The sequence below is a fragment of the Pyrinomonadaceae bacterium genome (genome assembly GCA_036277115.1).
In the GTDB taxonomy this organism is placed as follows: domain Bacteria; phylum Acidobacteriota; class Blastocatellia; order Pyrinomonadales; family Pyrinomonadaceae; genus UBA11740.
Genome location: DASUNM010000015.1, coordinates 83099 through 106643, shown reverse-complemented (window position 1 = coordinate 106643; position 23545 = coordinate 83099). Strand labels below are relative to the sequence as shown.

25 protein-coding genes are annotated in these 23545 nt (G+C 56.6%); 9 read left to right on the top strand and 16 right to left on the bottom strand.

Annotation, left to right across the window (positions count from 1 at the left end):
* Positions 1-154: 154 nt before the first annotated feature.
* Together VFX97_03455 and VFX97_03450 are read right to left on the bottom strand one after the other, a co-directional pair.
* Positions 155-1102 carry a hypothetical protein gene (locus VFX97_03455; GenBank protein ID HEX5702256.1) on the bottom strand — a complete coding sequence of 316 codons (948 nt, stop codon included), beginning with the start codon at positions 1100-1102 and terminating at the stop codon, positions 155-157.
* A 437-nt stretch (positions 1103-1539) separates the two neighbouring features.
* A complete protein-coding gene (locus tag VFX97_03450) occupies positions 1540-2406 on the bottom strand; it encodes a hypothetical protein (GenBank protein ID HEX5702255.1) in 867 nt (288 codons plus the stop codon).
* 370 nt (positions 2407-2776) lie between these two features.
* On the opposite strand from VFX97_03450, the gene VFX97_03445 reads away from it, so the two are divergent.
* Positions 2777-3775, top strand: coding sequence for a hypothetical protein (locus tag VFX97_03445; GenBank protein ID HEX5702254.1), 999 nt, complete (start codon positions 2777-2779; stop codon positions 3773-3775).
* Between the two features lie 87 nt (positions 3776-3862).
* Here VFX97_03445 and VFX97_03440 read toward each other — a convergent pair whose 3' ends face one another.
* The 14 genes from VFX97_03440 to VFX97_03375 form a co-directional block, all read right to left on the bottom strand.
* Positions 3863-4294, bottom strand: a complete 432-nt coding sequence (locus VFX97_03440; GenBank protein HEX5702253.1) for a hypothetical protein — start codon at positions 4292-4294, stop codon at positions 3863-3865.
* Positions 4278-4823, bottom strand: a complete 546-nt coding sequence (locus VFX97_03435) for a GNAT family N-acetyltransferase (GenBank protein ID HEX5702252.1) — start codon at positions 4821-4823, stop codon at positions 4278-4280. The genes VFX97_03440 and VFX97_03435 overlap by 17 nt, the downstream gene beginning before the upstream one ends.
* Before the next feature lie 10 nt (positions 4824-4833).
* Positions 4834-5304, bottom strand: coding sequence for a hypothetical protein (locus tag VFX97_03430; protein HEX5702251.1), 471 nt, complete (start codon positions 5302-5304; stop codon positions 4834-4836).
* A gap of 4 nt (positions 5305-5308) precedes the next feature.
* A complete protein-coding gene (locus VFX97_03425; GenBank protein ID HEX5702250.1) occupies positions 5309-5914 on the bottom strand; it encodes a tetratricopeptide repeat protein in 606 nt (201 codons plus the stop codon).
* Positions 5915-6045: 131 nt separating this feature from the next.
* Positions 6046-6450, bottom strand: a complete 405-nt coding sequence (ccmI, locus tag VFX97_03420) for a c-type cytochrome biogenesis protein CcmI (protein ID HEX5702249.1) — start codon at positions 6448-6450, stop codon at positions 6046-6048.
* 141 nt (positions 6451-6591) lie between these two features.
* Complete coding sequence (locus tag VFX97_03415) at positions 6592-7026, bottom strand: cytochrome c-type biogenesis protein (protein HEX5702248.1); 435 nt, start codon at positions 7024-7026, stop codon at positions 6592-6594.
* Between the two features lie 134 nt (positions 7027-7160).
* Positions 7161-7706: a DsbE family thiol:disulfide interchange protein gene (locus VFX97_03410; GenBank protein HEX5702247.1), complete on the bottom strand. Its 546-nt coding sequence runs from the start codon at positions 7704-7706 to the stop codon at positions 7161-7163.
* Between the two features lie 2 nt (positions 7707-7708).
* A complete protein-coding gene (locus VFX97_03405; protein HEX5702246.1) occupies positions 7709-9718 on the bottom strand; it encodes a heme lyase CcmF/NrfE family subunit in 2010 nt (669 codons plus the stop codon).
* Positions 9719-9724: 6 nt separating this feature from the next.
* On the bottom strand, positions 9725-10201 hold the full coding sequence (gene ccmE, locus VFX97_03400; protein HEX5702245.1) for a cytochrome c maturation protein CcmE: 477 nt from the start codon (positions 10199-10201) through the stop codon (positions 9725-9727).
* A 4-nt stretch (positions 10202-10205) separates the two neighbouring features.
* Positions 10206-10403: a heme exporter protein CcmD gene (gene ccmD, locus VFX97_03395; protein ID HEX5702244.1), complete on the bottom strand. Its 198-nt coding sequence runs from the start codon at positions 10401-10403 to the stop codon at positions 10206-10208.
* Entirely contained in the window at positions 10390-11157 is a 768-nt protein-coding gene (gene ccmC, locus VFX97_03390) for a heme ABC transporter permease CcmC (protein HEX5702243.1), read from the bottom strand. The genes ccmD and ccmC overlap by 14 nt, the downstream gene beginning before the upstream one ends.
* Positions 11158-11170: 13 nt before the next feature.
* Entirely contained in the window at positions 11171-11830 is a 660-nt protein-coding gene (gene ccmB / locus VFX97_03385) for a heme exporter protein CcmB (GenBank protein HEX5702242.1), read from the bottom strand.
* A 20-nt stretch (positions 11831-11850) separates the two neighbouring features.
* Complete coding sequence (ccmA, locus tag VFX97_03380; protein ID HEX5702241.1) at positions 11851-12519, bottom strand: cytochrome c biogenesis heme-transporting ATPase CcmA; 669 nt, start codon at positions 12517-12519, stop codon at positions 11851-11853.
* 134 nt (positions 12520-12653) lie between these two features.
* Entirely contained in the window at positions 12654-12902 is a 249-nt protein-coding gene (locus VFX97_03375) for a glutaredoxin family protein (protein HEX5702240.1), read from the bottom strand.
* A gap of 295 nt (positions 12903-13197) precedes the next feature.
* On the opposite strand from VFX97_03375, the gene VFX97_03370 reads away from it, so the two are divergent.
* From VFX97_03370 to coxB, 8 genes are all read left to right on the top strand, one after another.
* The gene (locus VFX97_03370) at positions 13198-13821 is read left to right on the top strand and encodes a Rieske 2Fe-2S domain-containing protein (GenBank protein ID HEX5702239.1); all 624 of its coding nucleotides are present in this window, start codon (positions 13198-13200) and stop codon (positions 13819-13821) included.
* Between the two features lie 20 nt (positions 13822-13841).
* Positions 13842-14765 carry a cytochrome b N-terminal domain-containing protein gene (locus VFX97_03365; GenBank protein HEX5702238.1) on the top strand — a complete coding sequence of 308 codons (924 nt, stop codon included), beginning with the start codon at positions 13842-13844 and terminating at the stop codon, positions 14763-14765.
* Positions 14766-14870: 105 nt separating this feature from the next.
* The gene (locus VFX97_03360) at positions 14871-15980 is read left to right on the top strand and encodes a hypothetical protein (protein HEX5702237.1); all 1110 of its coding nucleotides are present in this window, start codon (positions 14871-14873) and stop codon (positions 15978-15980) included.
* 16 nt (positions 15981-15996) lie between these two features.
* Complete coding sequence (locus VFX97_03355) at positions 15997-19554, top strand: hypothetical protein (protein ID HEX5702236.1); 3558 nt, start codon at positions 15997-15999, stop codon at positions 19552-19554.
* Between the two features lie 142 nt (positions 19555-19696).
* A complete protein-coding gene (locus VFX97_03350; protein HEX5702235.1) occupies positions 19697-20575 on the top strand; it encodes a hypothetical protein in 879 nt (292 codons plus the stop codon).
* Positions 20576-20633: 58 nt separating this feature from the next.
* The gene (locus VFX97_03345; protein HEX5702234.1) at positions 20634-21554 is read left to right on the top strand and encodes a COX15/CtaA family protein; all 921 of its coding nucleotides are present in this window, start codon (positions 20634-20636) and stop codon (positions 21552-21554) included.
* A 129-nt stretch (positions 21555-21683) separates the two neighbouring features.
* Complete coding sequence (gene cyoE, locus VFX97_03340) at positions 21684-22601, top strand: heme o synthase (protein HEX5702233.1); 918 nt, start codon at positions 21684-21686, stop codon at positions 22599-22601.
* Positions 22602-22692: 91 nt separating this feature from the next.
* Positions 22693-23535, top strand: coding sequence for a cytochrome c oxidase subunit II (gene coxB, locus VFX97_03335; protein HEX5702232.1), 843 nt, complete (start codon positions 22693-22695; stop codon positions 23533-23535).
* The last annotated feature ends 10 nt before the right edge of the window (positions 23536-23545 follow it).

Below are 23545 nucleotides of genomic sequence, written 5' to 3'. Positions count from 1 at the left end.
CCACAATCTCTGAAAACAAAAAAGCGAGGCACAAAAGAAGAAAGGCGAGTCCCGATGGATCGGGGCTCGCCTTTTGTTTTTGAGGGCAGTCAACTTCCGCCGACCGCCTCGAGTCAACAGCCACTAGATTGGCACATGTAAAAGTAACCAGAGGTTACGGTGCCACATTCACTACAATGTGGTTACTCGCAACTATCTGAGTTCCGTCAAGCGCCCGCAGGATGATGTCGAATTGCCCCGGTCCAGCGAACGTGGGAGGCGCATAAGCACCACCTAAGAAAGCTTGAAAGTGGGCAAACGCGTAGTTCTGAGAGTTCTGGGTGACGTTTCCATTGCCTTCGTCGTCAGCAATGGGTACGTAATTCAATACCTGATCTCTCCATTGATAACCTGACTGGCCGGCAGCCTGCGGCGTGAGCTCCTGTTCGAGCGTCAAGGTTCTGTAGTTGGTCCCCGGACCTGCGTCCGTGTCGTAGAGGAGCTGAAACGTGTAATCACCCAAATCGGTCGTTGCCCCATTGAGGCCGGTCGCCACTGAAAAGGTGAAATTCCATGCAGCTCGCCCGGGGTTGTTGACGGCAGATCCGTTGGAGATTGACTGCGGACCCGAGGCGACCGAAAAATTCAGTACACCATCCGCGTAGTTATCGGTCGAGGGAACTGTCGGACCCTGCCGGTAAAGAATCATCAGCCCGAGTTCGATGCCCAACGCCTCATTCCGCGCTAGTCCGAAGTTCTCAGCCGGTATTCCGGACCCAACAAACAAGTTTCCCGGACTGGCTGGATCCTGGGCCGCAATGTCGGGGGCGGCATTGACGTAATAGGTCCAAGTCACAGCGTTGCACTGGCTGTCAAAGACGAAGCCGGGACTGCCCGGCACTGCGCCGTTAGGTTGCTGAACGTCACCGTGGGCCATGTGATTCCCCGCGGCATTCGCGCTCACACTGATCGGCTGGTAGCCGCCGTTGCCTGTTCTGTGGCAAAGGTCGACCTTGGCGGGCGGCGCGGCGGAAGCGGTGGGTTGCGTAGCCGCGATGCCCAGGGCGAGGACGAATGCTGCGCTGGCCAGCACCGCGATTGTTAACACTTTTCTTCGATTCATTGAGTTCTCCTTTAGATTGATTGGAAGCGATTCTTCTGTTGCGTTCGTAACTGGCGTAGACAGACGTCACCGCCAGAAGATTATTAGATCAATTGCTTGCGGTGTTTGGGAGAAGCGGCAAGCGGGCAAGAGAAAAGTCTTGGGGGCTTTCGGCTTCCGACACCACACACACCGTCGGGTGTCCGCACCCAACCGATCGGTGGAAACTGCTGTAAAAGCTTGCGTACTCTACAAGTCGCTGGCGGTACTGTCAATCAAGGAAAGTGCTAAGTTGGTGGAAATTCCGCGCCTGCCTAATGAGTAGCAGACACGACGCTTTCATCACGCATTCGGCACCACACTCAAAACAGAAAAAGGCGAGCCCCGAGGTCTCGGGACTCGCCTTTTGTTTTTGCCTGGGCGGCCGACTTCCGCCGACTGCCGAGGAATAAAGCTGACTACTTGCCAGTATTCACGTACTGGATGCAGTCGCCCTGGTTCTTGAACGAACTGCCATCGGCGCGGGTCCGTGATTGCCAACCGTCATTCTTGCAGTCACCCGCGTTAGTGGGTTCGTTGACGCTCACCAGGCTCACATTGTCGAACGCCAGGACAGGGAACTCCTGAATCGTGAACCAGCCATAACGGTGGCCGCCCACCGTCGAGCCGATGACGTCAGTTGGGTTGGTCAACGTCCAACTGTGAAGCGGCGGGCCGCCCAGCGCGCTGATAGTCAAGTCTACAGCCAGTACACCGGAACCATCGTTTCGGAAGTGGTGCTCAAATGTGTACCAGCCGGTCTGTGTAATGGTGAACGGATCGCGGGCGGGGTTCTTGGGGAAGGCTCCGCCCCGAGTAGCGTTGTTACTTGCGCTGATCACAAAACGCGGGCCCGTGCCGGTAGCATCACTGTCGAGATAGAACCCCGCGTTGAACACGAAGTCACGACGATGAGTGCCGGCTGGCGTATTGATCGCAGATGACCAATCGAAGCGCGTGTCGTTCGCGTTGCCTGCCGTGACGTTCAGGTACACGTCGACGCTCGTTGTGTATCCGCCTGCAGGGAACACCGACTCATAGCCTCCGAAGCGGGTAAAGTCGAGAGTCGAACCCGGCGCCGCGACCATGACTGCTTCGGCATGAAAATTTCCTGTTGCCGAGGCTACACCGTTGGACCCCGATCCAACTCGCGTTGCGCCGGTCCAGTCATAGGTATCTGTCTCAAAACCCTGGAAGTATTGGGTCGCGGCCAGCGCCGAGACGCTCGAAAGCACCAGAGCGAGTCCCGCGACAATTAGAAATGCATTTTTCCTTAGTAATCTCACGTTGTAATCTCCTTTAAGACTGAGGTTAATGGGTCGTCCCTTGATCCGAACTCTGGCGAGACGTACTTCAACGCCAGTGGGGGGTCAACAAAAAAGTTTTCCGCGGTGTTTCGGGAGAAGGCAGCTAGCGGGCAAGAAAAACGTCTTGGGAGCTAATGGCTTCTGACACACGCACCGTCGGGTCCGCACCCAACCGTGGTGGAAAAACTAGTTAAGAGCTTGGCTACTCTACAAGCGCAAGGCGCCATTGTCAACGCCCTCTGTCGCCGCGTCGTTATTGCTTAAGTGGAAATCAGGACACAGAACCCACGTTTTGCCACGCAACGCTGCGGCTTGTAGAATCTCAGCGGCGCCGGAGCATTTAGCTATTGTGAAGTTAATCCGTTCAATTCTATTCGTAACGATCTTTACCTTTGCACCGGCAAGTGTGTGCGTGCTCCGGGCGCAGTCGACGAATCCGGAACTGCCGACACCCGTCTTAAGCAATGAAATCAACGGAACGATCGCCGTGCTTGATCTCGGCGACTCGCGCTTCACGCGCCACTACTACGCGTTCGAAGCGACGCCAGGTGATCTAAATGTGACGGTGAACAGCCGGAACCTGAACGGCGACATTGATATTTTTACCGCCGTCACGTTCCGACCGCTGACAAAGATCACAATTTACGCCGGCACCATTCCGCCGCAAGTGGAGAAGAGTCTCTATTTTCGCACGCGCCAGATGGTGATTCTGCGCGTTGAAGCGCGGTCGCCCAACGACGATGCCGGAACGTATCGCATTACCCTGGGCGGATCTTTTCAGCCGTTCAGCGGTGGCATTCCCGTGGCTGAAAATGCGCCGACGGAAACTGATCCCGAAAAACGTGATGACAATGTGCAGCGCTTATCCTCAGTCGGCGCGACCATCCCCAAACCGCCGGGGGAAGTAGCCGTGGAAGAGCCGAAGCCGGCTGAAACTCCAGCGGAAGAAAAACCGGTAACGCCGCCGTCCGCGCGCCGGAACACAACGAGAACCCCGCCGCGACGTAACCCACGTGGACGTACGCCACCGCGATCCACGCGGTCGACTCCTCCGAAAACCGAACCAGCGAAAACGGAAACTGAGCAACCGAAGACCGAAGAAGAGAAGCCGCCTGCGGGAGAAGAACGGAAGACTGAAGAGAAGCCGGCGACCGAGAAGCCCGCTCAGGAAACTCCGCCGGGCGCCCGCCTCATCATCGAGCAAACCGACGGCACGCGCATCGACCGCCCGATGTCCACCGTGCGGCGCATCATCGTCGAAACGAATGTGATTGTGATTATTCTGAAAACGGGACGCACGGAACGAATTCCGATGACGTCAGTTGCGAGAATGGCGATCGAACCGTAAGGTACACACGCTTCTGGCGTGCGCACGCCTCAGGTGTTCTTCTTAAGATTTGAAAAGAGTCAGCACACCGGAGGCGTGCGTACCGTGCTATTCGTTGATGTTGTCGAGATAAGCTAACTTCCAACCGCTGCGAACGCGCATAAAGCCGTAAATTACAACTTCATCTCCCGCTTCGTTCTTGCATCCCACCGTGAACCGATTTCGCGCGGCGGGATCAACGACCGGCTTAGCATCTTCAAAACATTTCGTGGCGTTCGCCTGAACGTTGAAAAGGTCACGCCAGCGACGCGCAAGCTGCGTGCGGGTTCTGATCTTAGGAACGCCGTAAGGCATGCCGATCGGAAATTGCGACATGGAAGCTACGGAAGTTTTGTCTGACTTTTGAACTGCGGTCTTGAATCTAACCCAGAACTGCTCGACGGATGGATTGTTCTGCTGCGCCGATGCCGATGCGCACACAGTGATCGCGAATAGGCAGAGTGCGAAAACTCCGATCGAAGCTCTAAACCTTTGCTTCACGTCTTTTCCTCCATTCGTTACGACCGATGCCGTATATCAGAACGTGATGGCCCATCACCACAGTCTCACCTTCCACTGTTTCGCCCAGACGTTCCGCGACCCTGACTGAGCCAACGTTCGCGGGAGCGATCAGGCTGATCACGTGATCGCGATTCATCTCTGTGAACACATATTCCATCACCCGCTGGGCGCCTTCAGTCGCGTAACCTTTGCCCCAACTGGTGCGGGCGAGCGTCCAACCCAATTCGAATCCCGGCCAGCCTGTCGGATACATCAAACCAATCCTGCCGACTAAGGTTCCGGTCGCTTTCTCTTCGACTGCCCAAACGCCGTAGCCGCGAAAGTACCAATGGCCCATGATCGCGGCCATGTGGCGCCACGCCTGGAGTTCCGTCATCGGTTTCCCATCACCAAGAAACCGCATCACCTCAGGATCAGCACAGATGCGCTTGTATTGATCGAAATCGTCTTCGCGAAACCAGCGCAGCACCAGCCGCTCGGTTTCCAGTCTGACTTCGTTCATTTCCATGTCGAGATTTCTACTTCGAATAATGTCGATTGACAAGAGCGATGGGTAGGCCAATCCCGAAAACATGGATAAGCAGGCCACCAATAAAAACAGACTTAGGGAGTGACCAAGGCCAGGTGGTCGCGCGAATTGCTGAGACACGCAGGACAAGGCAGTACATGACGGCATAAACGCACAGACCAAAAATCATTCCCGACCGGATCGGGTGCGTCGTCATGAAGGGCAGAGCACGACTGGCGACCACGTACACAGCGGCCGCGGTTAAAGCGATCAGAAAATGAAATGCGAGACCGAGCGCTGCGGTTTTTGCTCCGCCCTGATATGAGTCGCGGCCCAAGGCTCCACTCGCGACAGATTGCAGAACAAACGCGGGAGTCCGGCCGCTGCGGAGATAACTGAAGACAAAGGCGTAGGTGATGTCGAGCACGCCGGCAATCAGGCCGCCGATCAGAATTGGCTGAAGCAGTTTTCGCGCTGCCATTTGGCTATTTCGATTGACCGGACTTTAGCTCGTTGAGTTTGTTCTTGAAGTTTTGGAGATCCGGACTGTCAGGCGAGAGTTTTTCGAGATTTGCGATTGCGCGTTCCGCGGCTTTCACATCGCCCCTTTGCAAGCCGACAAAGGCCAGACTGGCAGCGACCGCGACGTCTTTTGAGTTTTTCACTTGCGCGGCCTTGTACCATTTTTCCGCCGCGTCCCAGTGTTGGGCGTCCATGTTGGCCTCGCCCAACATCACGAGCACGTCATAGGCGTCCGGTCTCAGCTGATTCGCCGTCAACAGGAACTTGATCGCTTCGTCGTACTGCTGAATCTGGTACTCAAGTCGCGCCGCCATAATCTGCGCGTCGAAGTCTTTCGGGTTATTGCGCGCGCGCGCGATGGTTTGTTGCACTTGTTCCATCGTTTGCTGCGGGTTACCGGAACCGGCGTTATCGATCGGCGGATGATCGGTGGGCAACTGCTGGCGCTGTTCAGTTGAAGCCGACGCGCGTTCGGCGTCGCGCTGGCTCATGACGCCATGCAGCATGAAACCGAGAATAAAACCCAGCAGCACACCGATGATTGCGAATAGGAAATTCTCTCTCGTCAAAATCTCGTCTCCGAAAAGCTATGTATGAAGCGGACGCACGCTTCAAAGCGTGCTTTGCACTCCGGAGGAGTGCGTACCGGCGGAGTCTAACGCGAAGGATGGTGACGCGGCAACGCAAGGCCACCTTCACGTTACCGAGTGCGCATCATCGGCGGGCTAACGGTGTTGGGCTCGACAGCTTTCGGATTGCCAATCGCGAAATAGAAGGCAAGCGCCGCGACCGGAATCGCGATCGCAATCGAGTATGCAAGCGCGCGACTGCGGAGTTGCCTGGAAGACGGCTTCGCTTTTCCATCACCGACGTCTTCGAGGAGACGGCGCTCTAACTCTTCCTTGTCTTGTTCGTATTGAGCTTCCGAAAGCAAACCGCTCTTGAGATCGGCTGCCATTTCGCGGAGCTGATCCTTATAGACGAGGAGGTTCGCGGCGCGCGCATCGTCAGTTTTCGCGTCCGGTTCCGTCTGCAAAAGCGCAGGCAGGACAAACCACAGCGCCAGCAAAACCATCATCGCGCAGATAAACCAAAAGATGATCATCGCGACTTTTCTCCCGCTCTCTTTGATACACCGTCCGTTTAGAGGTGGGCTACCGTCCGCCCTCTGCGCATTAAACCAGGCGGGAAGTAGCCCGCCTCTATACGTAATCTTCTAAAATCTGAAGCGCCGACAAAACTCGCCTCAGGTCTCCTTCAGAAGTTTTTCCGCCCGTGACCGTTCGTCCGCCGTCAACGGCTCCACTTTAATTAAGTCACGCCGTCGTTTCACGTAGCGATAGAGAAACGCTGTTCCGCCTACCAGCAAGACGAACGGACCGAACCAGAGCAAATACGTCGTTGCTTTGACGGGCGGGTTGTACAAAACGAAGTCACCATAACGTTGCGTCGCGTAAGCCAGAATCTCCTGATCGGTCTTACCGGCTTTGATCTGTTCGCGAATCTCGCGGCGCAGGTCTTCAGCCAGCGGCGCTTGCGAATCGGCGAGTGTTTCGTTCTGACAAACTAAACAGCGCAGTTCCTTGGTCAGATGTTTCATCCGCGCTTCAATTGCCGGATCTTCGATCGGCCGCGCGACCTGAGCATGAAGCAATGAAACCCAGGCCATTGTCAGCAGCATTGCTACAGCCAGAACTATTCCTCTGTGCCTCTGTGAGGCCTTTGTGTCTCTGTGGTGAAAGTAATTGAGCGAGTCTTTACCACAGAGGCACCGAGTTCCACTGAGACACAGAGACTTGCGATGCCTTTGAGCAGTCATTGATTAAGTTGCTTCACCATCGGTAGCACCTTGTTCTGCCAGACTTCGGGGGTCAACGGCCCAATCTGTTTAAAGCGAATGACGCCCTGCTTGTCGATCAGAAACGTTTCGGGCGCGCCATAGACTCCGAAATCAATCGATGTGCGGCCGTCAGCGTCGTAAACAGTAATGCTGTAAGGATCCCCAAGCTCGGCCAGCCAGCGCACAGCCGCGGCCCGTTCGTCGCTTGTGTCGCTCGAGTACTTGTAATCGACGCCGACAATCGGCACGGCGTTCGCTTTCGCGTACTCAACCAGCCAGGGATGTTCTTCACGACACGCGATGCACCAGGTGCCCCAAAAATTCACCAGCCAAACTTTGCCGCGCATGTCCTGAGCGGAAAACGTTTTCGTCGGATCCTGAAGTTGCGGCAACTGAAACGCCGGCGCGGCTTTGTTGACGAGCGGCGACGGTACCTCTCGTGGGTCGCGTCGCAGGCCAATCAATAGAAAGACGACCAGAACGATGAAAAGCACGAGGGGAACGAAGACAAGCTTTTTCATCGCTACTCGCTCGCTCCTGTGGTCGCCGTGGCGACTGCCGGCGCCGTTGATGGCTTCGCCGTTTCACTCTGTCTGCGCGCCTGCAGCACGTAACGGCGATCAGTCACCGCGAACGCTCCGCCGATTGCCATCAATAGTGCGCCACCCCAAATCCAGTTCACGAGAGGCTTGTGATAGACGCGTACGGTCCAACCGCCGCCTTCGGCTTGATCGCCAAGCGAGACGTAGATGTCTCGAAAGATGCTGCGGTCGATAGCGGCCTCGGAAGTAACACTCTGGGCCGTGGTAAAGGCACGTTTTTCGGGATGCAGCCTCGCGATGAACTCGCCGTTTTTCGAGACCTGCATGTCGGCGCGTACTGCCTGGTAGTTTGGTCCGCGCAGTTGGGTAACGTTCTCGAGACGAACTTCGTAGCCCCCGGCATTGACGACTTCGCCGATATTCATCCGCACATCTTTCTCAGTTTGATAGCCGGTTACGACTGTCACCCCGGCGACGAACGCCGCGACGCCGAGGTGAGCGAGATGCATTCCGTAGAAGCCGCGCGACGGCGCCTTGATGCGATCGATGAGACTTAACTCGCTTGAACCGGTGCGAACGCGGGTCCAGATGTTCTGAACGACGGTCGCCACAATCCAAGCGGCGAGCAGCATGCCGAGACTCGCGCGCCACTGCCAGCCACCCAGGAGGAAGGGAATTGCCACGGCTGAAATCAGACTAACGACGAATGCCCAACGCAGACGCACGGCCATCTCCGGGAGCTTCGCTTGTTTCCAGCGCGCAATCGGTCCGACGCCAATCAAAAACAATGCCGGCGCCATCAGCGGCACGAACACCGCGTTGAAGTACGGCGGGCCCACCGAAATTTTGCCGAGGTTGAGCGCGTCCATGAACAGCGGATACAAAGTGCCGAGCAAAACCGAGCCGCAGGCAACTATCAGCAAGACGTTGTTCGTCAGCAAAAGCGATTCACGGGAAAGCAGTTCGAACTTCGCGCCCAGTCCAACTTGCCGGGCTCGCCATGCATAAAGCGCGAGTGAACCGCCGATTACCAGCGTAAGAAATCCGAGAATGAAAACGCCGCGCTTTGGATCGTTCGCGAATGCGTGAACGGAAGTAAGCACGCCTGAGCGAACGAGAAATGTGCCGAGCAGGCTCAACGAAAAAGCAGCGATCGCCATTAGTACTGTCCAACTCTTAAAGCCCCCACGCTTTTCCGTGACCGCCAGCGAGTGGATCAGGGCAGTGCCAACTAACCACGGCATGAACGAAGCGTTCTCAACCGGATCCCAAAACCACCAGCCGCCCCAACCGAGTTCGTAGTAAGCCCAAAAACTTCCGAGCGCGATACCGCAGGTGAGAAAGCACCACGCGACGGTGGTCCATGGTCGCGACCAACGCGCCCAAGTCGCATCGAGCCGGCCTCCGATTAGCGCCGCGATCGCGAAGGCGAATACGACCGAGAAGCCTACATAACCCATGTAAAGCATCGGCGGGTGAGCGACCATCGCGGGATCCTGAAGCAGCGGATTCAAGTCGCGACCGTCGGCGGCAGCCGGAAACAAACGCTGAAACGGATTCGAGGTCAGCAACATGAACAGCAGAAAGCCCACGCTGATCGTGGCCATGATTGCCAGCACGCGAGCGACAACTTTCTCCGGCAGGTGCTTGCTGAACAGCGTGACTGCGGCCATCCACAAGGTGAGCATGAATGTCCAAAGCAGCAGTGAGCCTTCGTGCGAACCCCAGGTAGCTGCGAGACGATAGTGCAGCGGCAGTCGTGAGTTTGAATTAGTGGCTACGTTGAGAACCGAGAAGTCATTATTGATGAATGAATATCCAAGACACGTGAAGGCGATCAGCACAAACAGGAACTGCACCTGCGCCGCCGGTTTCGCAACCGCGATCATTTGCGGAATGCTGCGCGCCGCGCCGATCTGCGGGAGGATCGCGAGGACAATCGAAACCGCGAGCGCCAGGATTAAGGCGAACTGACCTATTTCAGGGATCATTACGACTTACTTTGAGAGAGTCTTCGCGGCGTCCTTCGTGTGTTGCTGAATCTTTTCGTTTTGTTTCGCCTTGTCGAGCGCTTCGGCCGCCTCGGGCGGCATGTAGTTCTCGTCGTGCTTTGCCATGATTTGATCGGCGTAGAACACACCGTCCGTGTTCATCCGGCCCTGGGCCACGCAACCCTTACCTTCTTTGAAAAGGTCGGGGAGGATTCCTTTGTAGACGACCGGAATGCTGTGCGTCATATCGGTAACCGTGAAGCGAATCGTCAAACCGTCCGGATCCTTCTTGAGAGTTCCTTCACCAACCAGTCCACCAATGCGAAATGTCTTGTTGACCGGAACTTCTTTGGCGGCGACCTGCGTCGGGCTGAAGAAGAAGACCAGGTTCTCTCGGAACGCGCCCAGCACCAGGAATGTGGCCAGACCGATGGCGGCCAAAGCTGCACAGATGAAAATGATTCGTTTATGACGTGTCTTCATGAACTTATAAAGCCGTTTCGAGTTCTGAGTTTCGCGTTTCGAGTTTACGACGCAGCGCCGCTTTTTCCGAAAGTCGCTTTTTCCGTGCGCGCAGCATGATGAGTTCAGCGGCCAGCAGAATGAAAGTCACGCCATACGAGCCCCAAACGAAGAACCCGTAACCACCCATGTTGATAAATTCAGAAAGGCTATTCCACTGCATAGTTACCTGGTAGCGTCGATGACGCCTCGGCCAGCCAGGGCGCCTCGCTCTCTCTTTCCAAAATGATTGTGCGCACGCGCGCCAGCACAACGGCGATCGAATACATCCAGCAGGCTGCAGTCATTATTAACATTGCCGCCAGCATGATTGGCGCCATCGAGGGCCGGCTGCCGAGACGGATCGTGGCGCCCTGGTGCAGAGTGTTCCACCACTGCACCGAAAAATAAATGATCGGCACGTTGATGACGCCGACGATTGCCAGTACCGCCCCGGCGCGATCGGCTCGCCGCGTGTCATCTATTGATGACTGCAGCGAAATGAAACCAATGTACAGGAACATCAGGATGAGCGTTGAAGTCATGCGCGCGTCCCAAACCCAGTAGACGCCCCACGCGGGTCTGCCCCACAGCGCTCCGGTCACTAGCGCGATGAACGTGAAGATTGCTCCCGTGGGCGCAATCGCTGTCGCCATCATCGACGCTAGCCGCGCATTGAAGGCCCAACCGATGGCCGCGTAAATCGCCAGCAGGACGTAGAGCAGCATTCCCATCCATGCGGCCGGCACGTGAATAAAGATGATTCGATACGAGTTGCCTTGCTGAAAATCAGGCGGCGCAACAAAGAAACCAATGTACAGACCGACTGCAAACAGAATGATCGCGAGGCCCATAAACCACGGCAACGCCATGCCGGCCAGCGGATAAAAGTTCGCGGGAGCCGCATACCTGTACCAATTGATTCGTGATTTGCTCATTTAGTCTGTGCCACTATTCCACAGATATGCGAAGCGCCGCCGCGGTTGCCCAGGGTGCCAACGTCAAAGCCAGAACCAGCGTTGCTCCTAATAATAATAGGTATGGTTGCGCCTCTGCTCCGCTCACCGTAGCTTCGATCGCGCCGGCGCCGAATATGAGCACCGGAATATAAAGCGGCAGTACGAGTAGAGCCACCAGCACGTTTGCCGAGCGTAACCCTAAAGTCAGGGCGGCCCCGATTGAGCCGACGAGACTTAGCACCGGCGTTCCCAACAACAGGGACACAGTCATGACCGCGAGCGTATTCTGCGACAGACCGAACTGAAGTCCAAGCACCGGCGCAACTAAAACCAAAGGCACTTCGGAAACCAGCCACTGCGCCAGCACCTTCGCCAGCACTATCAGGTAAAGCGGCTGCGGAGTCAGCATGAGCTGCTCAAGCGTGCCGTCCTGATAATCATTCCCGAATGTTCGACCCAGCGCGAGCATCGAAGCGAGCAGTGCGGCCACCCAAACGACTCCGGGCGCGATGGTGCGCAGCAGCTGCTGTTCGGGTCCAATGCCGAGCGGAAAAAGACTCACTACGATGATGAAAAAGAACAGGGTGGCCAGCACATCGCTTCGCCGTCGCCAAGCCAGTAGCAGGTCGCGCCAGACGACCCAACGAAACATTGAAAGGATGGAAGGCGCGGTCATCCTGAGAGCGCTGGGAGCGCGGCCATCCTTGATGCATTAATGTTCGGAGGGTTCGCAAGATTAATCGTCTGCGAACCCGGCGGCGATAGGCCCAGCTCTTGATGGGTGGCAACGAGGGCGAGTCCGCCGCCGTCGAGGTGTTCTGTGATCAGTTTGCGAACAAGCTCAACGCCCGAGTCATCGAGTGACGTCAGCACCTCGTCGAGCAGCCAAAGCTTCGCGCCCGATGTAAGCAACCGGGCTAATGCCAGTCGCCGTCGCTGGCCCGCCGATAAAACGCGCGTCGCCAGATGGCGTTGATTGATCAAACCCGCGCGTTCCAACGTGGCTTCGCCTTCTTCCCGGGTTAATTCGTGACCCGCGACACGTCGTGCTGCAAGCAGGTTCTCAAGCGCGGTCAGCTCATCCTTGACGCCGTTCAGATGTGCGACGTACGCCAGCGACCCAAAATATTCCTCGCGCAGTCTCCGAATATTCGTGCCGTTCCAGCGCACTTCGCCGTCGGCCGGCGTCGCCAGGCCGCAGAGAATCCGCAGCAGACTCGTCTTTCCGCCTCCATTGGGACCGCGAAGTTCCAACAGACCACCCGGCGCGAGCGTGAAATTCACATCTCGAAATAGAGGCCGCTCGCCACGGACACAGGTCAGGTTGATCGCTTCCAGCATTGTCGGCAGATAGATTCAGTACCCGGAGCAGTAGCGACGGGGTTCAAGTCCGCATTGACGCATTGGACCCGGTCGCCTACCGCTCCCGGTACTGACACGCTTTGCGGCGGCCATATTACCACGCGCCTGAGACCTCATCGGGCGCGGTTCTTTAGGTATGCACGAAAAGAATCAGCCGTCAGACGATGCCGAAAGGCTTCAACCCCGTCGATCAAAAGAACAGGGATCTCATCGCGGTAACGGGCAAACAGTTCGGCGTCGCTCTCAATATTGATCTCCGCGAGTTTATACAGCTCGGCGCAGTCGGCTTTCGCCATCTCTTGCTTCATCAATTCACAAAGGTGACAGCCGGGTTTGCTGTACAGGATGACTTGAACACTCACGTTAACTGTTATCGCTTCCGATAGTTTGCGAATGCGGACGGGGCGTCCGCGCTCAAGCACATCAATATTCTCTTGCCAATTCTGTCAAAATCGATGTATAACTTTGCGCTGTCGCAGCCAGTTTATACTTTTATTTTGGCGCGGTGCTCTTCTAGTGAACACACTGCAATTGTTTCGCAGAGATTCCTGGTCCCTGTGTCGTGGGGGATTGTATACGTTGTCTGCAATCCTCGACGGCCTTGGTGTGTAACTGTTAATTTTTCGAATCCGTGACTCTCAAGGGTAGATCGTCGGAGTGGATACTAATCCAAACACCGAATCTATAGCGGTACCTGAGAAGCCCGCCGGACCCCCAATGCCGCCGCCGGCGCGTGGGGCCGCGACACCTGTCGCTAAGGCCGCAGCCAAACCGGCGGTTGTCGATTCCACGTCGGAACCTCCCGTCAACAAAACTCGTCGCCGGATAGTCTGGTACAGCGTTGCCGGATTTTTAACGACCTGTTTCCTGATGTTCGTGCGCTTTTTCCTGCCGCGCTCGATCACTGAACCGGCCAGCACTTTCAAAATTGGTTTTCCCGGCGACTACGCGTTAGGCGTCGATACGAAATGGCAGCAACAGTACCGCATCTGGGTGACCAAGACATCGGATCGACTATTCGTGATTAATGCGGTTTGCACGCATTTGGGTTGTACACCGGACTGGAAAGCCAGCGAGAACAAATTCAAGTGCCCCTGCCACGGCAGTGGTTACGACATCGAGGCGATCAACTTCGAAGGTCCTGCGCCGCGGCCAATGGATCGCGCGCACGTAGAACTGGATGCGGAAGGGCAGATCGTGGTGAATAAGAGTCGCCTTTACCTGTGGGAGAAGGGCGGCGTGAACCATTTTAACGATGAGGGAGCTTACATCCCGCTCTAAATCGTTTGCGCTAACCAAATATGGACGAGCCGAAAGACGCAGAGGAACCGAAACAGCTAACCGGCGAGAAGCCCAACGCCGGGCTGGTGACGCGCGCGAAAGATTCGGCCGTCGCTTTGAAGGACCGCGCGCTGGAAGAGGCGAAAGAATACAAAGACCCGCAGCAGACCCAGGTATGGAAATCGATCTTTCGTGTTTCGCACGAACGATCCGATCCGCGCAATCGTTCGCTGGCAATCCTTTCAAACGTCTTTCTCCACCTGCATCCGGCAAAGATCAACCGCGACGCAGTGCGATACGGATACACGTGGGGGATGGGCGGCATCACGTTCTACCTCTTCATCGTCCTGACGTTCACCGGCGTGCTGCTCATGTTCTATTACCACCCAACCAAGGGTGATGCCTTTAAAGACATTCTGTACCTTGCGCACGACGTCCCATTCGGAAAGCTCCTGCGCAACATGCATCGTTGGGCGGCGCACCTGATGGTGATCACGACGTGGCTGCACATGTTCCGCGTGGTGCTGACCGGATCGTACAAAAAGCCGCGCGAGTTCAACTGGTGCGTGGGCGTAGTTCTGTTGGTGCTGACACTCTTGCTCTCGTTTACTGGGTATCTGCTGCCAGACGATCAACTCGGATTCTGGGCGGTGACGGTGGGAACGAACATGGCGCGCGCGACACCCATGCTGGGAAGTGAGGGGCCATTCGGCCCGCAACTCGGTCTGACGCCATACAACGACGTGCGGTTCGGATTGCTGGGCGGATCGATCGTCGATTCGAACGCGTTGCTGCGCGCGTACATCTGGCATTGCATCGGAATTCCGCTGGTCGCATCGATATTCATGGCCGTTCATTTCTGGCGGATACGTAAAGACGGCGGCATCAGCGGCCCGGCGCCGATGATGCTCGAGTCGGAAATGAAAGCAGTGAAGAAAAAATAGTCTCTGTGTGCCTCTGGTCCTCTGTGTCTCTGCGGTGAATGGTCATTAACGGCACTTCACCACTGAGACACTGAGAACCACAGAGCGACACAAAGAATGATCGGGATGGAAGAAACTCCAAAGCCAAACTCGCGCCGCAACAAGATCATCGGCCTGGCCGTGATCCTTTTGCTGCTGGGCTTGTACATCTGGTGGGTCGAAGACTGGTACCAGCTTTGGAAGATCACGTCGGCGCCGGACAACATCCCCATCGTCGCGATGCTTTTTCTGGTGCCGTTCTTCACCTGGCTCGGCGTCAAACAGGCGGTCGCGAACGATCAGTTAATCAATCAGCTCGAAGCCGATCCGAAACTCGCTAAATCTCATCATCGCAAAGCCGAACCGTGGCGCCCGGGTTGGGCGAAAGAGCTGCACGTCTGGCCTTATCTCGTGCGCATCGAGTTTCTCGCCGCCGTCATCGTCACCGTCATTCTTTATGTCTGGTCGATCACGCTGGACGCGCCATTAGAAGAACCGGCCAATCCGAACCTGACGATGAATCCGTCGAAGGCGCCGTGGTACTTCCTCGGGTTGCAGGAGATGCTGGTCTACTTCGACCCGTGGATCGCCGGGGTGGTAATGCCGTCGCTCATCATGATCGGCCTGATGGTGTTTCCTTACGTGGATTCGAATCCGCTGGGCAACGGCTACTACACATTCAAACAGAGACGATTTGCGATCTGGATGTTCGGCGTGGGCTTCTTAACGTGGATTGTCCTGATTTTCATCGGCACGTTCATTCGCGGACCGGGCTGGATTTGGTTCTGGCCGGGGCAGACCTGGGACCACAACACGGTCGTGTTCGATCGCAATCGTGATTTGCATGAAATCATCGCCGGCTGGGGATTGCCGTTTCTGAATTCATATCCGTGGAAAGGGATCTTCGGCGCGATTGTTGTCGGCGGATTCTTCATCGTGGGCGGACTGTTCTTCCATTGGTGGATGATGCGCGCACCGTTAAAGCTTCGCTATTTCAAGTCCTGGACGGCGCTAAAAAATTGGGCCACCGTGCCCGGCGAGTTCGAGCGCAAGTTGCTCGCCCAGACCACGCTGCTTCAGTACATGACGTTTCAGTTTTTTGCGGTGACCGTGCTCCTGGCGATGCCGGTGAAACTGATACTAAGGTTGGTATTTACGATCAAGTACGTTTGGGTAACTCCCTGGTTCAACGTCTGAACCATTATTGAGAACCATGGCAGAGCCGACTGAACCGACCGAATCACTAGTTACGCGAGAGACCGAGCCTGAACGCGATCCGATCGTCAGCCGCTCGACGAGCTCGATCCTTCTCATCTGCACGCTGCTGCTGGTGGTCTCGGGCGTTTGGGCTTTGTGGGACGAGGCGTTCGCCACGCGACCCTGGCGCGGCATTCAGCGCGAATACGTCAAGCGTTACACCGCCTACCTCAAGAGCATTAAGCGCGACGCCGGCAAATCCGAAACCGAGGTCAAAGAGACGCCGGAGTACCAACAGCTTAATGATGCCGCGACGGCTGCGGAGGAGAACACCAAAGAGCGCCGTAAAGAGATCGACAAGGAAGTAGAGCGGATTCAGGCGAAGCTCGATGCCGTTACCGATCCGTTTCAGAACCAGCGTGGCCGCATCGTCGTCATCACGTTCACGGCCCAGACGGCGAAAAGCAAATCTTCGAAAGACAAATACGACCGACAGCTAAAGGCCAAGAAAGAAGAACAGGTGACGGTGGATATGCCCGATGATCAGGGCAAGATTGTGCGCCACCACATGAACTATGCGCAGTTGGAAAAGACGTTCAATGACCTGCGCGAAGAGAAGGCGAAATTCCTGGGCGAGAAAGCTGAGCTATTGAAAGAGCCCTTGGAGCTGGCGAAGAAGCGCGACGATTATGTGAAGAACCAGGTCAGCTCGTTACCGCCAAAAGCGATTGAAGATCTGATCAAGAAGAACGAGACCTCATTTGACTATTCGATCCTTGGCCATCAAATCAACTCAAATGAATACGGGATCGTGGATCGATGCGAAGTCTGTCACCTCGGCACGCGCGAACCTCTGAATATTAAAGCTTCAGACATGGCGCCCGACGGGCCCGGCAAGAAGCCTGACGAACTCGCGCGCGCCTTCGTCAGTCATCCGCGCAAAGAACTGTTCCAGACTCATAATCCGCAAAAGTTTGGTTGCTCGTCCTGCCACGGGGGTAACGGCCGCGCGACGACGAGCGTCGTGAAGGGCCACGGCCGGCACAAATACTGGCTGCATCCGATGTACGAGAAAGAAAATACCGAGGCAGGTTGCCAGATGTGCCACGCGAATGACCGGGTAACGCAAGGCGCCGATCAGCTTAACCTGGCGAAGGACCTTTTCTATCAGCGTGGATGCGTCGGTTGTCACCGGATGGAAGCGTTTGATCGCGAGGCTGACTCGCTCACGAACACGCGGCAGCAAGTCTCGCAACTCCAGGAGCAGATCGCCGCCAATGATCGCGAAGCGAAGCGCGAAACTGACGCGAGCGCAAACGCTGGAGACGAAGCTGAAATTCGACGTCTGCTTGCCCGCGCGGAATCGTTACGAGTCATCAACAGCCAGCTCGCCGCGCGCATAGATGAACTTAACCTTCAGACGCGTTACCTCCTGCAGGATCAAAAGAAGGTTGGCCCAAACCTCAAAGACCTCAAGCTGAAGCTGCGGAAGGAATGGGTTCCGCTGTGGCTGAAAGACCCGGAAGGGTTCCGCCCCGGCACGAAGATGCCGAAGTTCTGGCGCTTCGAGCATGACAAGGACGAAGGTGAGAAGGACCTGAGGGCCGTTGCGGCCTACCTGTGGCAGAACAGCTTTGACGGCAAAGTTCCCGCGCAGGCACAGGGTGATAAGACGAAGGGTAAAGAATTATTTGAATCGCGAGGTTGTCTCGGTTGTCATTCGATCGGCCAGGGCGACAACACGATGGGCGGAGTGTTTGCGGCCAATCTTTCGCGCGTCGGCGAAAAGGCGAACTACGACTATATCGTGCGCTGGATTTATAACCCGCGCGAACGCTGGGCGCCGTATTGTCCGACAGAGAAGCGCGACCTGACCCCGGACGACTTTGCGAAGCACGGCAAACCCTTCACGTTCGATACTGAGTTGCATTCGACTTGTCCAAACGACGGCGCCGAGCTGCAGGTCCAGAACATGACGGTGATGCCGAACCTGCGCCTGTCGGAACAAGATTCGCGCGACATTACGTCGTATCTGTTCTCGCTTTCGGCGCCGCCTTCTTACGCCGATGCGTCATTCATGGACGACCCGCAACTGGTGGAACGTGGACGGTTGCAGATTAAACAATACGGCTGCGCGGGCTGTCATGAAATTAAAGGTTTCGAAGAAGAACAACGAATCGGTAAAGAGCTGACGACGGAAGGCGCGACGCCGCTTGAGCGTCTCGACTTTGCTTTGCTCACGCATGATGCCGAGTACGGAAAGAAAGTCCTCAAGGACAAGGACGGAAAACTGGTCGATCTTCATCCTGATAAGAAGGATAAGAACTGGTACAACCACCGCGGGTTCTTTGAGCACAAGCTCGCCGAGCCGGGCATCTACGATCATGGCAAGTCTGATTATCTCGCTCCCAACGAGCGTCTGCGCATGCCCGATCCGCATCTGCCGGCGCCGTGGCGCACCAGCCTGACGACTCTGTTGCTTGGCAGTCGTGGTATCGAGGGCGCGAACGTTCCGAAGTCGCTTTTCTATGTGCCGACCGACCAACGCCGACAAGACATTCAGAACGGCTGGTGGGTAATCAAGAAGTACAACTGCATGGGCTGTCACGTGATTCAGCCGGGGCAGACAATTCAGATTTACAACAACTCGGCTGAGCCAACGACTGTTCAGGGCACGTCGCTGACGTCGCTGCCTTTCTATGCGACAAACAAGGACCTGCTGCCGCCGATGCTCACCAGTGAAGGCGCGCGTGTCGATCCGGAATGGCTGATGAGATTCCTGAAGGATCCCTCGATGCTGCGCGAAGGCGAACGACCGGCGCAGCCGGCGAGTGGGCCAACCGCGCCGCCCGCCAGGCCGTCCGCGTCGCCGGCAGCCACTGGGTCGCCGAGCCCCAGTGCGGCCACGAACGCTAACGATCAAAGGAATGGGCGTCTGCTTCCGCAGCCCGGCGCGAATCGCAACGGTGTGCGGCCCTACATTCAGGTGCACATGCCGACGTTCAATTTCTCGCCGAACGAGTTGCGGACCCTGGTGCGCTTCTTCATCGCCGTGTCGTCGCAGAACGATCCATATATTAAGGAGCCGATGCTGCCGCTGACTGAGGCTGAACGCACCATCGCGCGCGACATGTTCGTGTCAGGCACGCCTTGCCTTAAGTGTCACATCACCGGCGATCCCGGGCATGACGCAACGGCAATTGCGCCGAACTTCCTGCTGGCGTCTGAGCGCTTGAAGCCGGATTGGACGTTCCGTTGGTTGCTCGACCCGGCGCAAATTTCGCCCGGGACCGCGATGCCGACCGGTCTGTTTAAGAAAGAAGGGGAGCGGTGGGTGCTGAACGTTCCCAATCCGCCTGCGGGCGTGACGAATTATCACGGCGATCACGCGAAACTGCTCGTGCGGTACATGTTCCTGATGACACCTGACGAGCAGCGCCGCTTGTTGTCAGCGTCACCATCGACTCCGGCGCCGGCGGGTCAACCACAGCCGGCGGCCACGAGCGGTCATCATGCGAATCGGAGTCGGCGGCCCCGGCATCATCGGTTAAGGAGTCAGAGCCGCCTGCGGTAGCGGGAGGTTGATCTTTGCATGAGATTCCTCTTGTCAGGAATGTTCAACCACCCGCTACCGCAGGTGGTTCTGAAAACTTCTTTACGGTATGCTTTACGCAAATTTACAGACAGTTTCAAATTTTTTGGAGGACTTAAAAATTATGTTCACTAAACGCGCACGTTTGTGGCTTGGGTTGATGGCCGCGCTGGCGGTGTTGTCGCTCGGCTCATCATGCAGTAAGGCGCCCGAGGGCGGCGGCGATGATACGGGTAGCACTACCGGCACCGAATACAAATCAACGGGTACCGAAGGCACTATCTCAGGCACGGTGGCTTATGCCGGCGCTGCGCCCGAAGCGAAGAAGATCGACACGTCGGCGGATCCGCAGTGCTCCGCGAAAGCGTCGAATTTGCTATCCGAAGAGTGGGCCGTCAAGGACGGCAAGCTCGCCAACACGTTCGTCTATATCAAAGAAGGAACACTCGCGGACGGCAAGAAGGTCGGTGATTACTCTTATGCGGCGCCGTCTGGTGCAGCCACCCTCGATCAGAATGGATGCAGCTATAAGCCGCACGTCATGGGTGTCGTCGCCAGGCAGTCGATTACCATCACCAACAGCGACCCGACGACGCACAACGTTCACTTCACCCCGAAGTTGAACCCCGACTGGAACCAGTCGCAGGCCAATGGCGCGGGACCGCTCACTCATAAGTTGAACACGGCTGAAGCCATGGTCCCGGTAAAGTGCAACCAGCACCCGTGGATGAAGGCCTACGTCGGCGTTCTGAAGCACCCATTCTTTGCGGTGAGTGCTGAAGACGGCAGCTTTACGATCAAGGGCGTGCCGCCGGGAACATATACAGTCGTAGCCTGGCATGAAGGCCCGGGCGCGGGCACGGAAAAGACGATGCAGGTCACGGTTCCCGCAAGCGGTAAGGGAGCGGCTGACTTCAGCTTTGGCGCCAGCGCGCATCTGCGTGGACAGCCGAGTTCATTGCCGATGCTGCCGGCTCTCGAAGTTCCGTTCATGCGGCACTAGAGAACAGTGATGGGTGATAAGACGCGTTCTTATCACCCATTACGATTTATTAATCACCATGTCCAAAGGGGTTCATCGGTTCGCGCTGTTTTTGGCGGGAGCCACGTTCTTTCTCATCATCGCGGGCGCGAATGTCACCAGCCGTGATGCCGGGCTAGCGACCTCAGACTGGCCGCTGTCGAACGGGCAATTCTTTCCCAAGATGGTTGGTAATCTGTATTGGGAACACGGCCATCGGATGATTGCCGCGAGCGTCGGCTTCCTGACAATCATTCTCGCGATCTATCTGCAGGTGCGCGAGCGGCGTTCATGGGTCAAGCGTCTGGGGTGGGCGGCTCTCGGCTTGGTGATTGTGCAGGGACTGCTTGGCGGACTAACCGTCAAGATGAATCTGCCGCTCGCCGTTTCGTCCGCTCACGGGACATTGGCTCAATTGTTCTTTCTCACCACGGTAAGTTTAGCGGTGTTCACATCGCGAAGCTGGATCGATGCGCCGGCGAGGGTGCACGAACCAAGCGGCGGCATTTCGCTGCGCTCGTTGTGTGTCGCGTCGCTCATTTTGATTCTGGCGCAACTGGTGCTGGGCGCAACGCTGCGGCATTCGGCTAGTTGGGACCAGTGGTTGCCGACCAGTCTGCTTATTGCGCACATCACGGGAGCGATCATCGTTACGCTTTCACTAAGCGTTACGGTAATGACAGTGCTCCTGCGGCATCGCGAAGAGAAGTTTCTGACGCGGCCGGCGGCAATCGCTGTGGGGCTGCTGTTTGTGCAGTTAATGTTGGGGGTAGCTGCGTATTTGACGCGCGCCGCGTCGCCTTACGATCCGCAGCCCCTGAATCCGATGATTACCGTAACGGTTTCGCACGTCGCCTGCGGCGCTCTGGTATTCGCGACGACCATCGTCCTGACGTTGCGGGTGTTCCGGGTCTTGCGGGCTGAGCAGGCGAGAGATGTTGGGGTTCTGGCTACTGCGTAAGACGCGTTCCGACTCTGTGTCTCAGTGAATTCTCCGTGTCTCTGTGGTGAGCTAATCGGCGAGTACAGACACCACAGAGACACAAAGATCCCACAGAGACACTGAGGGATTCCGAACAATCGAGCTTTCATGAAAACTACTGCAATCGAAGTCCATCCAGTTTCGCCTGCGGCGCCCATCACCAAATCGGGACTGCGCGCCAAACTCTCTGCGTACGTTGAGCTAACAAAGCCGCGCATCACATCGCTCATCATGCTCACCGCCGCGGCCGGATTTGCACTCGGCTCGCAAGGCAACACAAATTATTTGGTGCTGACGCACGCGATGATTGGCATCGGGTTGCTGGCGTCCGGACTCGGCACCCTGAATCAGTTCATGGAGCGCGATCTCGATCTGCTGATGCGCCGCACCGCTGATCGGCCGCTACCAACCGGACGAGTGCAGCCGTACGAGGCGCTTTGGCTCGGTCTCACGCTCACGATTGTCGCGGAACTCTATCTGGCGGTGTTCACAAATTCGCTCACCTCGATTCTTGGCTTGACGGTCGTGGCGGGGTATCTGTTCGCTTACACGCCGCTAAAGACCCGCACGACATTTTCAACTTTCGTTGGCGCGTTTCCGGGTGCGATGCCGCCGGTGCTTGGTTGGACCGCCGCGCGTGGAGAGCTCGACACCACCGCGCTGGTGCTGTTCGCGATTCTTTTCCTTTGGCAGTTTCCGCACTTCCTCGCGATCGCGTGGATGTATCGTGAAGATTACGGGCGGGCCGGCATCTGCATGCTGCCGGTTGTCGAGCCCGACGGCCGCGTCACTGGCCAGCAAATCATTGCTTACACGGTCATGTTAGTGCCGGTGAGTCTGTTGCCTACGGTGCTGGGCGTTTCCGGAAAGATCTATTTTGTGGCCGCTCTGTTGCTTGGCCTGCTGTTTCTGGCGAGCGGCATTCGGGCCGCGTTTTCGAAATCAAATCAGCACGCGCGGCAACTTTTGATGGCTTCAGTTTTTTATCTGCCGCTGTTATTTGGCGTGATGGTGTTAAACCGGTGAATAGTAAATCGTAAATAGTAAATAGTTCGATCGCGTGACACAGCTTCTATTTACGATTCACGATTGACGATTTACGAAGGAGAGCTAGCTGATGGGACGTCTTCTGGCAGTAGCTATCTGGGTGATCACGATCGCCTCTGTCTTGATGTTTTTTAATAAGCGTTGGTGGTTTCCTGAGGCCATCACCGACCACGGGCCGAGCGTTGATCGCCAGTTCCTGATCACGATTATCGTGTGCGGCATCGCCTTCGCGGCCGCGCAGATCGGCCTTGGCTGGGTTGTTTGGAAGTATCGCGACTCAGCCGACAAGACGCGCGCAACCTATTCGCACGGCAACAATCGGCTCGAGGTCGTGTGGACCATCGTGACCGCGATTGTTTTCATCAGCCTGGGCGTGATGGGCCAGAGAGTTTGGGCGGCGCTGCACCTGAATCCGGCTCCCGCGGGCGCTACTCAAATCGAAGTCACGGCGCAGCAGTTTGCCTGGAACATTCGCTATGCGGGTGGCGACAAGACCTTCGGTCGCACGGACGTTCAGTACATCGATGACGCGACTAATCCCGTCGGCGTTGTGGACACGGATGCGGGGGGCAAGGACGACATCTCAACCCCGACGCTGGTCATTCCGGCGAACCGCCCGGTCGAACTCATCCTGAAATCAAAAGACGTGACGCACAATTTCTGGGTGCCGCAACTCAGGTTCAAACAGGATCTGGTTCCCGGCATGGCGATTCGCGTTCACTTCACCGCCAACAAAGTCGGCAAGTACGAAATGGCGTGCGCCGAGCTTTGCGGCATGAACCACTTCAAGATGAAGACGTTCATGCTGGTCCTGCCGCCGGCGGACTTTGACGCGCTGGTGCAAATGGCTCCGGCCCAGTTCCAGGATAAGAAGAACGAGTTACTCAACAGTTATCAGCTTCCACAGTACTGAGTTTTCAGCT

Coding starts and splice junctions, on each gene's coding strand:
- ccmI (HEX5702249.1), bottom strand. CDS start 6,450: ATGATCATCTTTTGGTTTATCTGCGCGATGATGGTTTTGCTGGCGCTG.
- VFX97_03405 (HEX5702246.1), bottom strand. CDS start 9,718: ATGATCCCTGAAATAGGTCAGTTCGCCTTAATCCTGGCGCTCGCGGTT.
- coxB (HEX5702232.1), top strand. CDS start 22,693: ATGGGACGTCTTCTGGCAGTAGCTATCTGGGTGATCACGATCGCCTCT.
- VFX97_03355 (HEX5702236.1), top strand. CDS start 15,997: ATGGCAGAGCCGACTGAACCGACCGAATCACTAGTTACGCGAGAGACC.
- VFX97_03350 (HEX5702235.1), top strand. CDS start 19,697: ATGTTCACTAAACGCGCACGTTTGTGGCTTGGGTTGATGGCCGCGCTG.
- cyoE (HEX5702233.1), top strand. CDS start 21,684: ATGAAAACTACTGCAATCGAAGTCCATCCAGTTTCGCCTGCGGCGCCC.
- VFX97_03410 (HEX5702247.1), bottom strand. CDS start 7,706: ATGAAAAAGCTTGTCTTCGTTCCCCTCGTGCTTTTCATCGTTCTGGTC.
- VFX97_03430 (HEX5702251.1), bottom strand. CDS start 5,304: ATGGCAGCGCGAAAACTGCTTCAGCCAATTCTGATCGGCGGCCTGATT.
- VFX97_03435 (HEX5702252.1), bottom strand. CDS start 4,823: ATGGAAATGAACGAAGTCAGACTGGAAACCGAGCGGCTGGTGCTGCGC.
- ccmB (HEX5702242.1), bottom strand. CDS start 11,830: ATGTTTCGTTGGGTCGTCTGGCGCGACCTGCTACTGGCTTGGCGACGG.
- VFX97_03455 (HEX5702256.1), bottom strand. CDS start 1,102: ATGAATCGAAGAAAAGTGTTAACAATCGCGGTGCTGGCCAGCGCAGCA.
- ccmD (HEX5702244.1), bottom strand. CDS start 10,403: ATGCAGTGGAATAGCCTTTCTGAATTTATCAACATGGGTGGTTACGGG.
- VFX97_03415 (HEX5702248.1), bottom strand. CDS start 7,026: ATGCTGCTGACAATGGCCTGGGTTTCATTGCTTCATGCTCAGGTCGCG.
- VFX97_03365 (HEX5702238.1), top strand. CDS start 13,842: ATGGACGAGCCGAAAGACGCAGAGGAACCGAAACAGCTAACCGGCGAG.
- ccmC (HEX5702243.1), bottom strand. CDS start 11,157: ATGAGCAAATCACGAATCAATTGGTACAGGTATGCGGCTCCCGCGAAC.
- ccmE (HEX5702245.1), bottom strand. CDS start 10,201: ATGAAGACACGTCATAAACGAATCATTTTCATCTGTGCAGCTTTGGCC.
- ccmA (HEX5702241.1), bottom strand. CDS start 12,519: ATGCTGGAAGCGATCAACCTGACCTGTGTCCGTGGCGAGCGGCCTCTA.
- VFX97_03345 (HEX5702234.1), top strand. CDS start 20,634: ATGTCCAAAGGGGTTCATCGGTTCGCGCTGTTTTTGGCGGGAGCCACG.
- VFX97_03360 (HEX5702237.1), top strand. CDS start 14,871: ATGGAAGAAACTCCAAAGCCAAACTCGCGCCGCAACAAGATCATCGGC.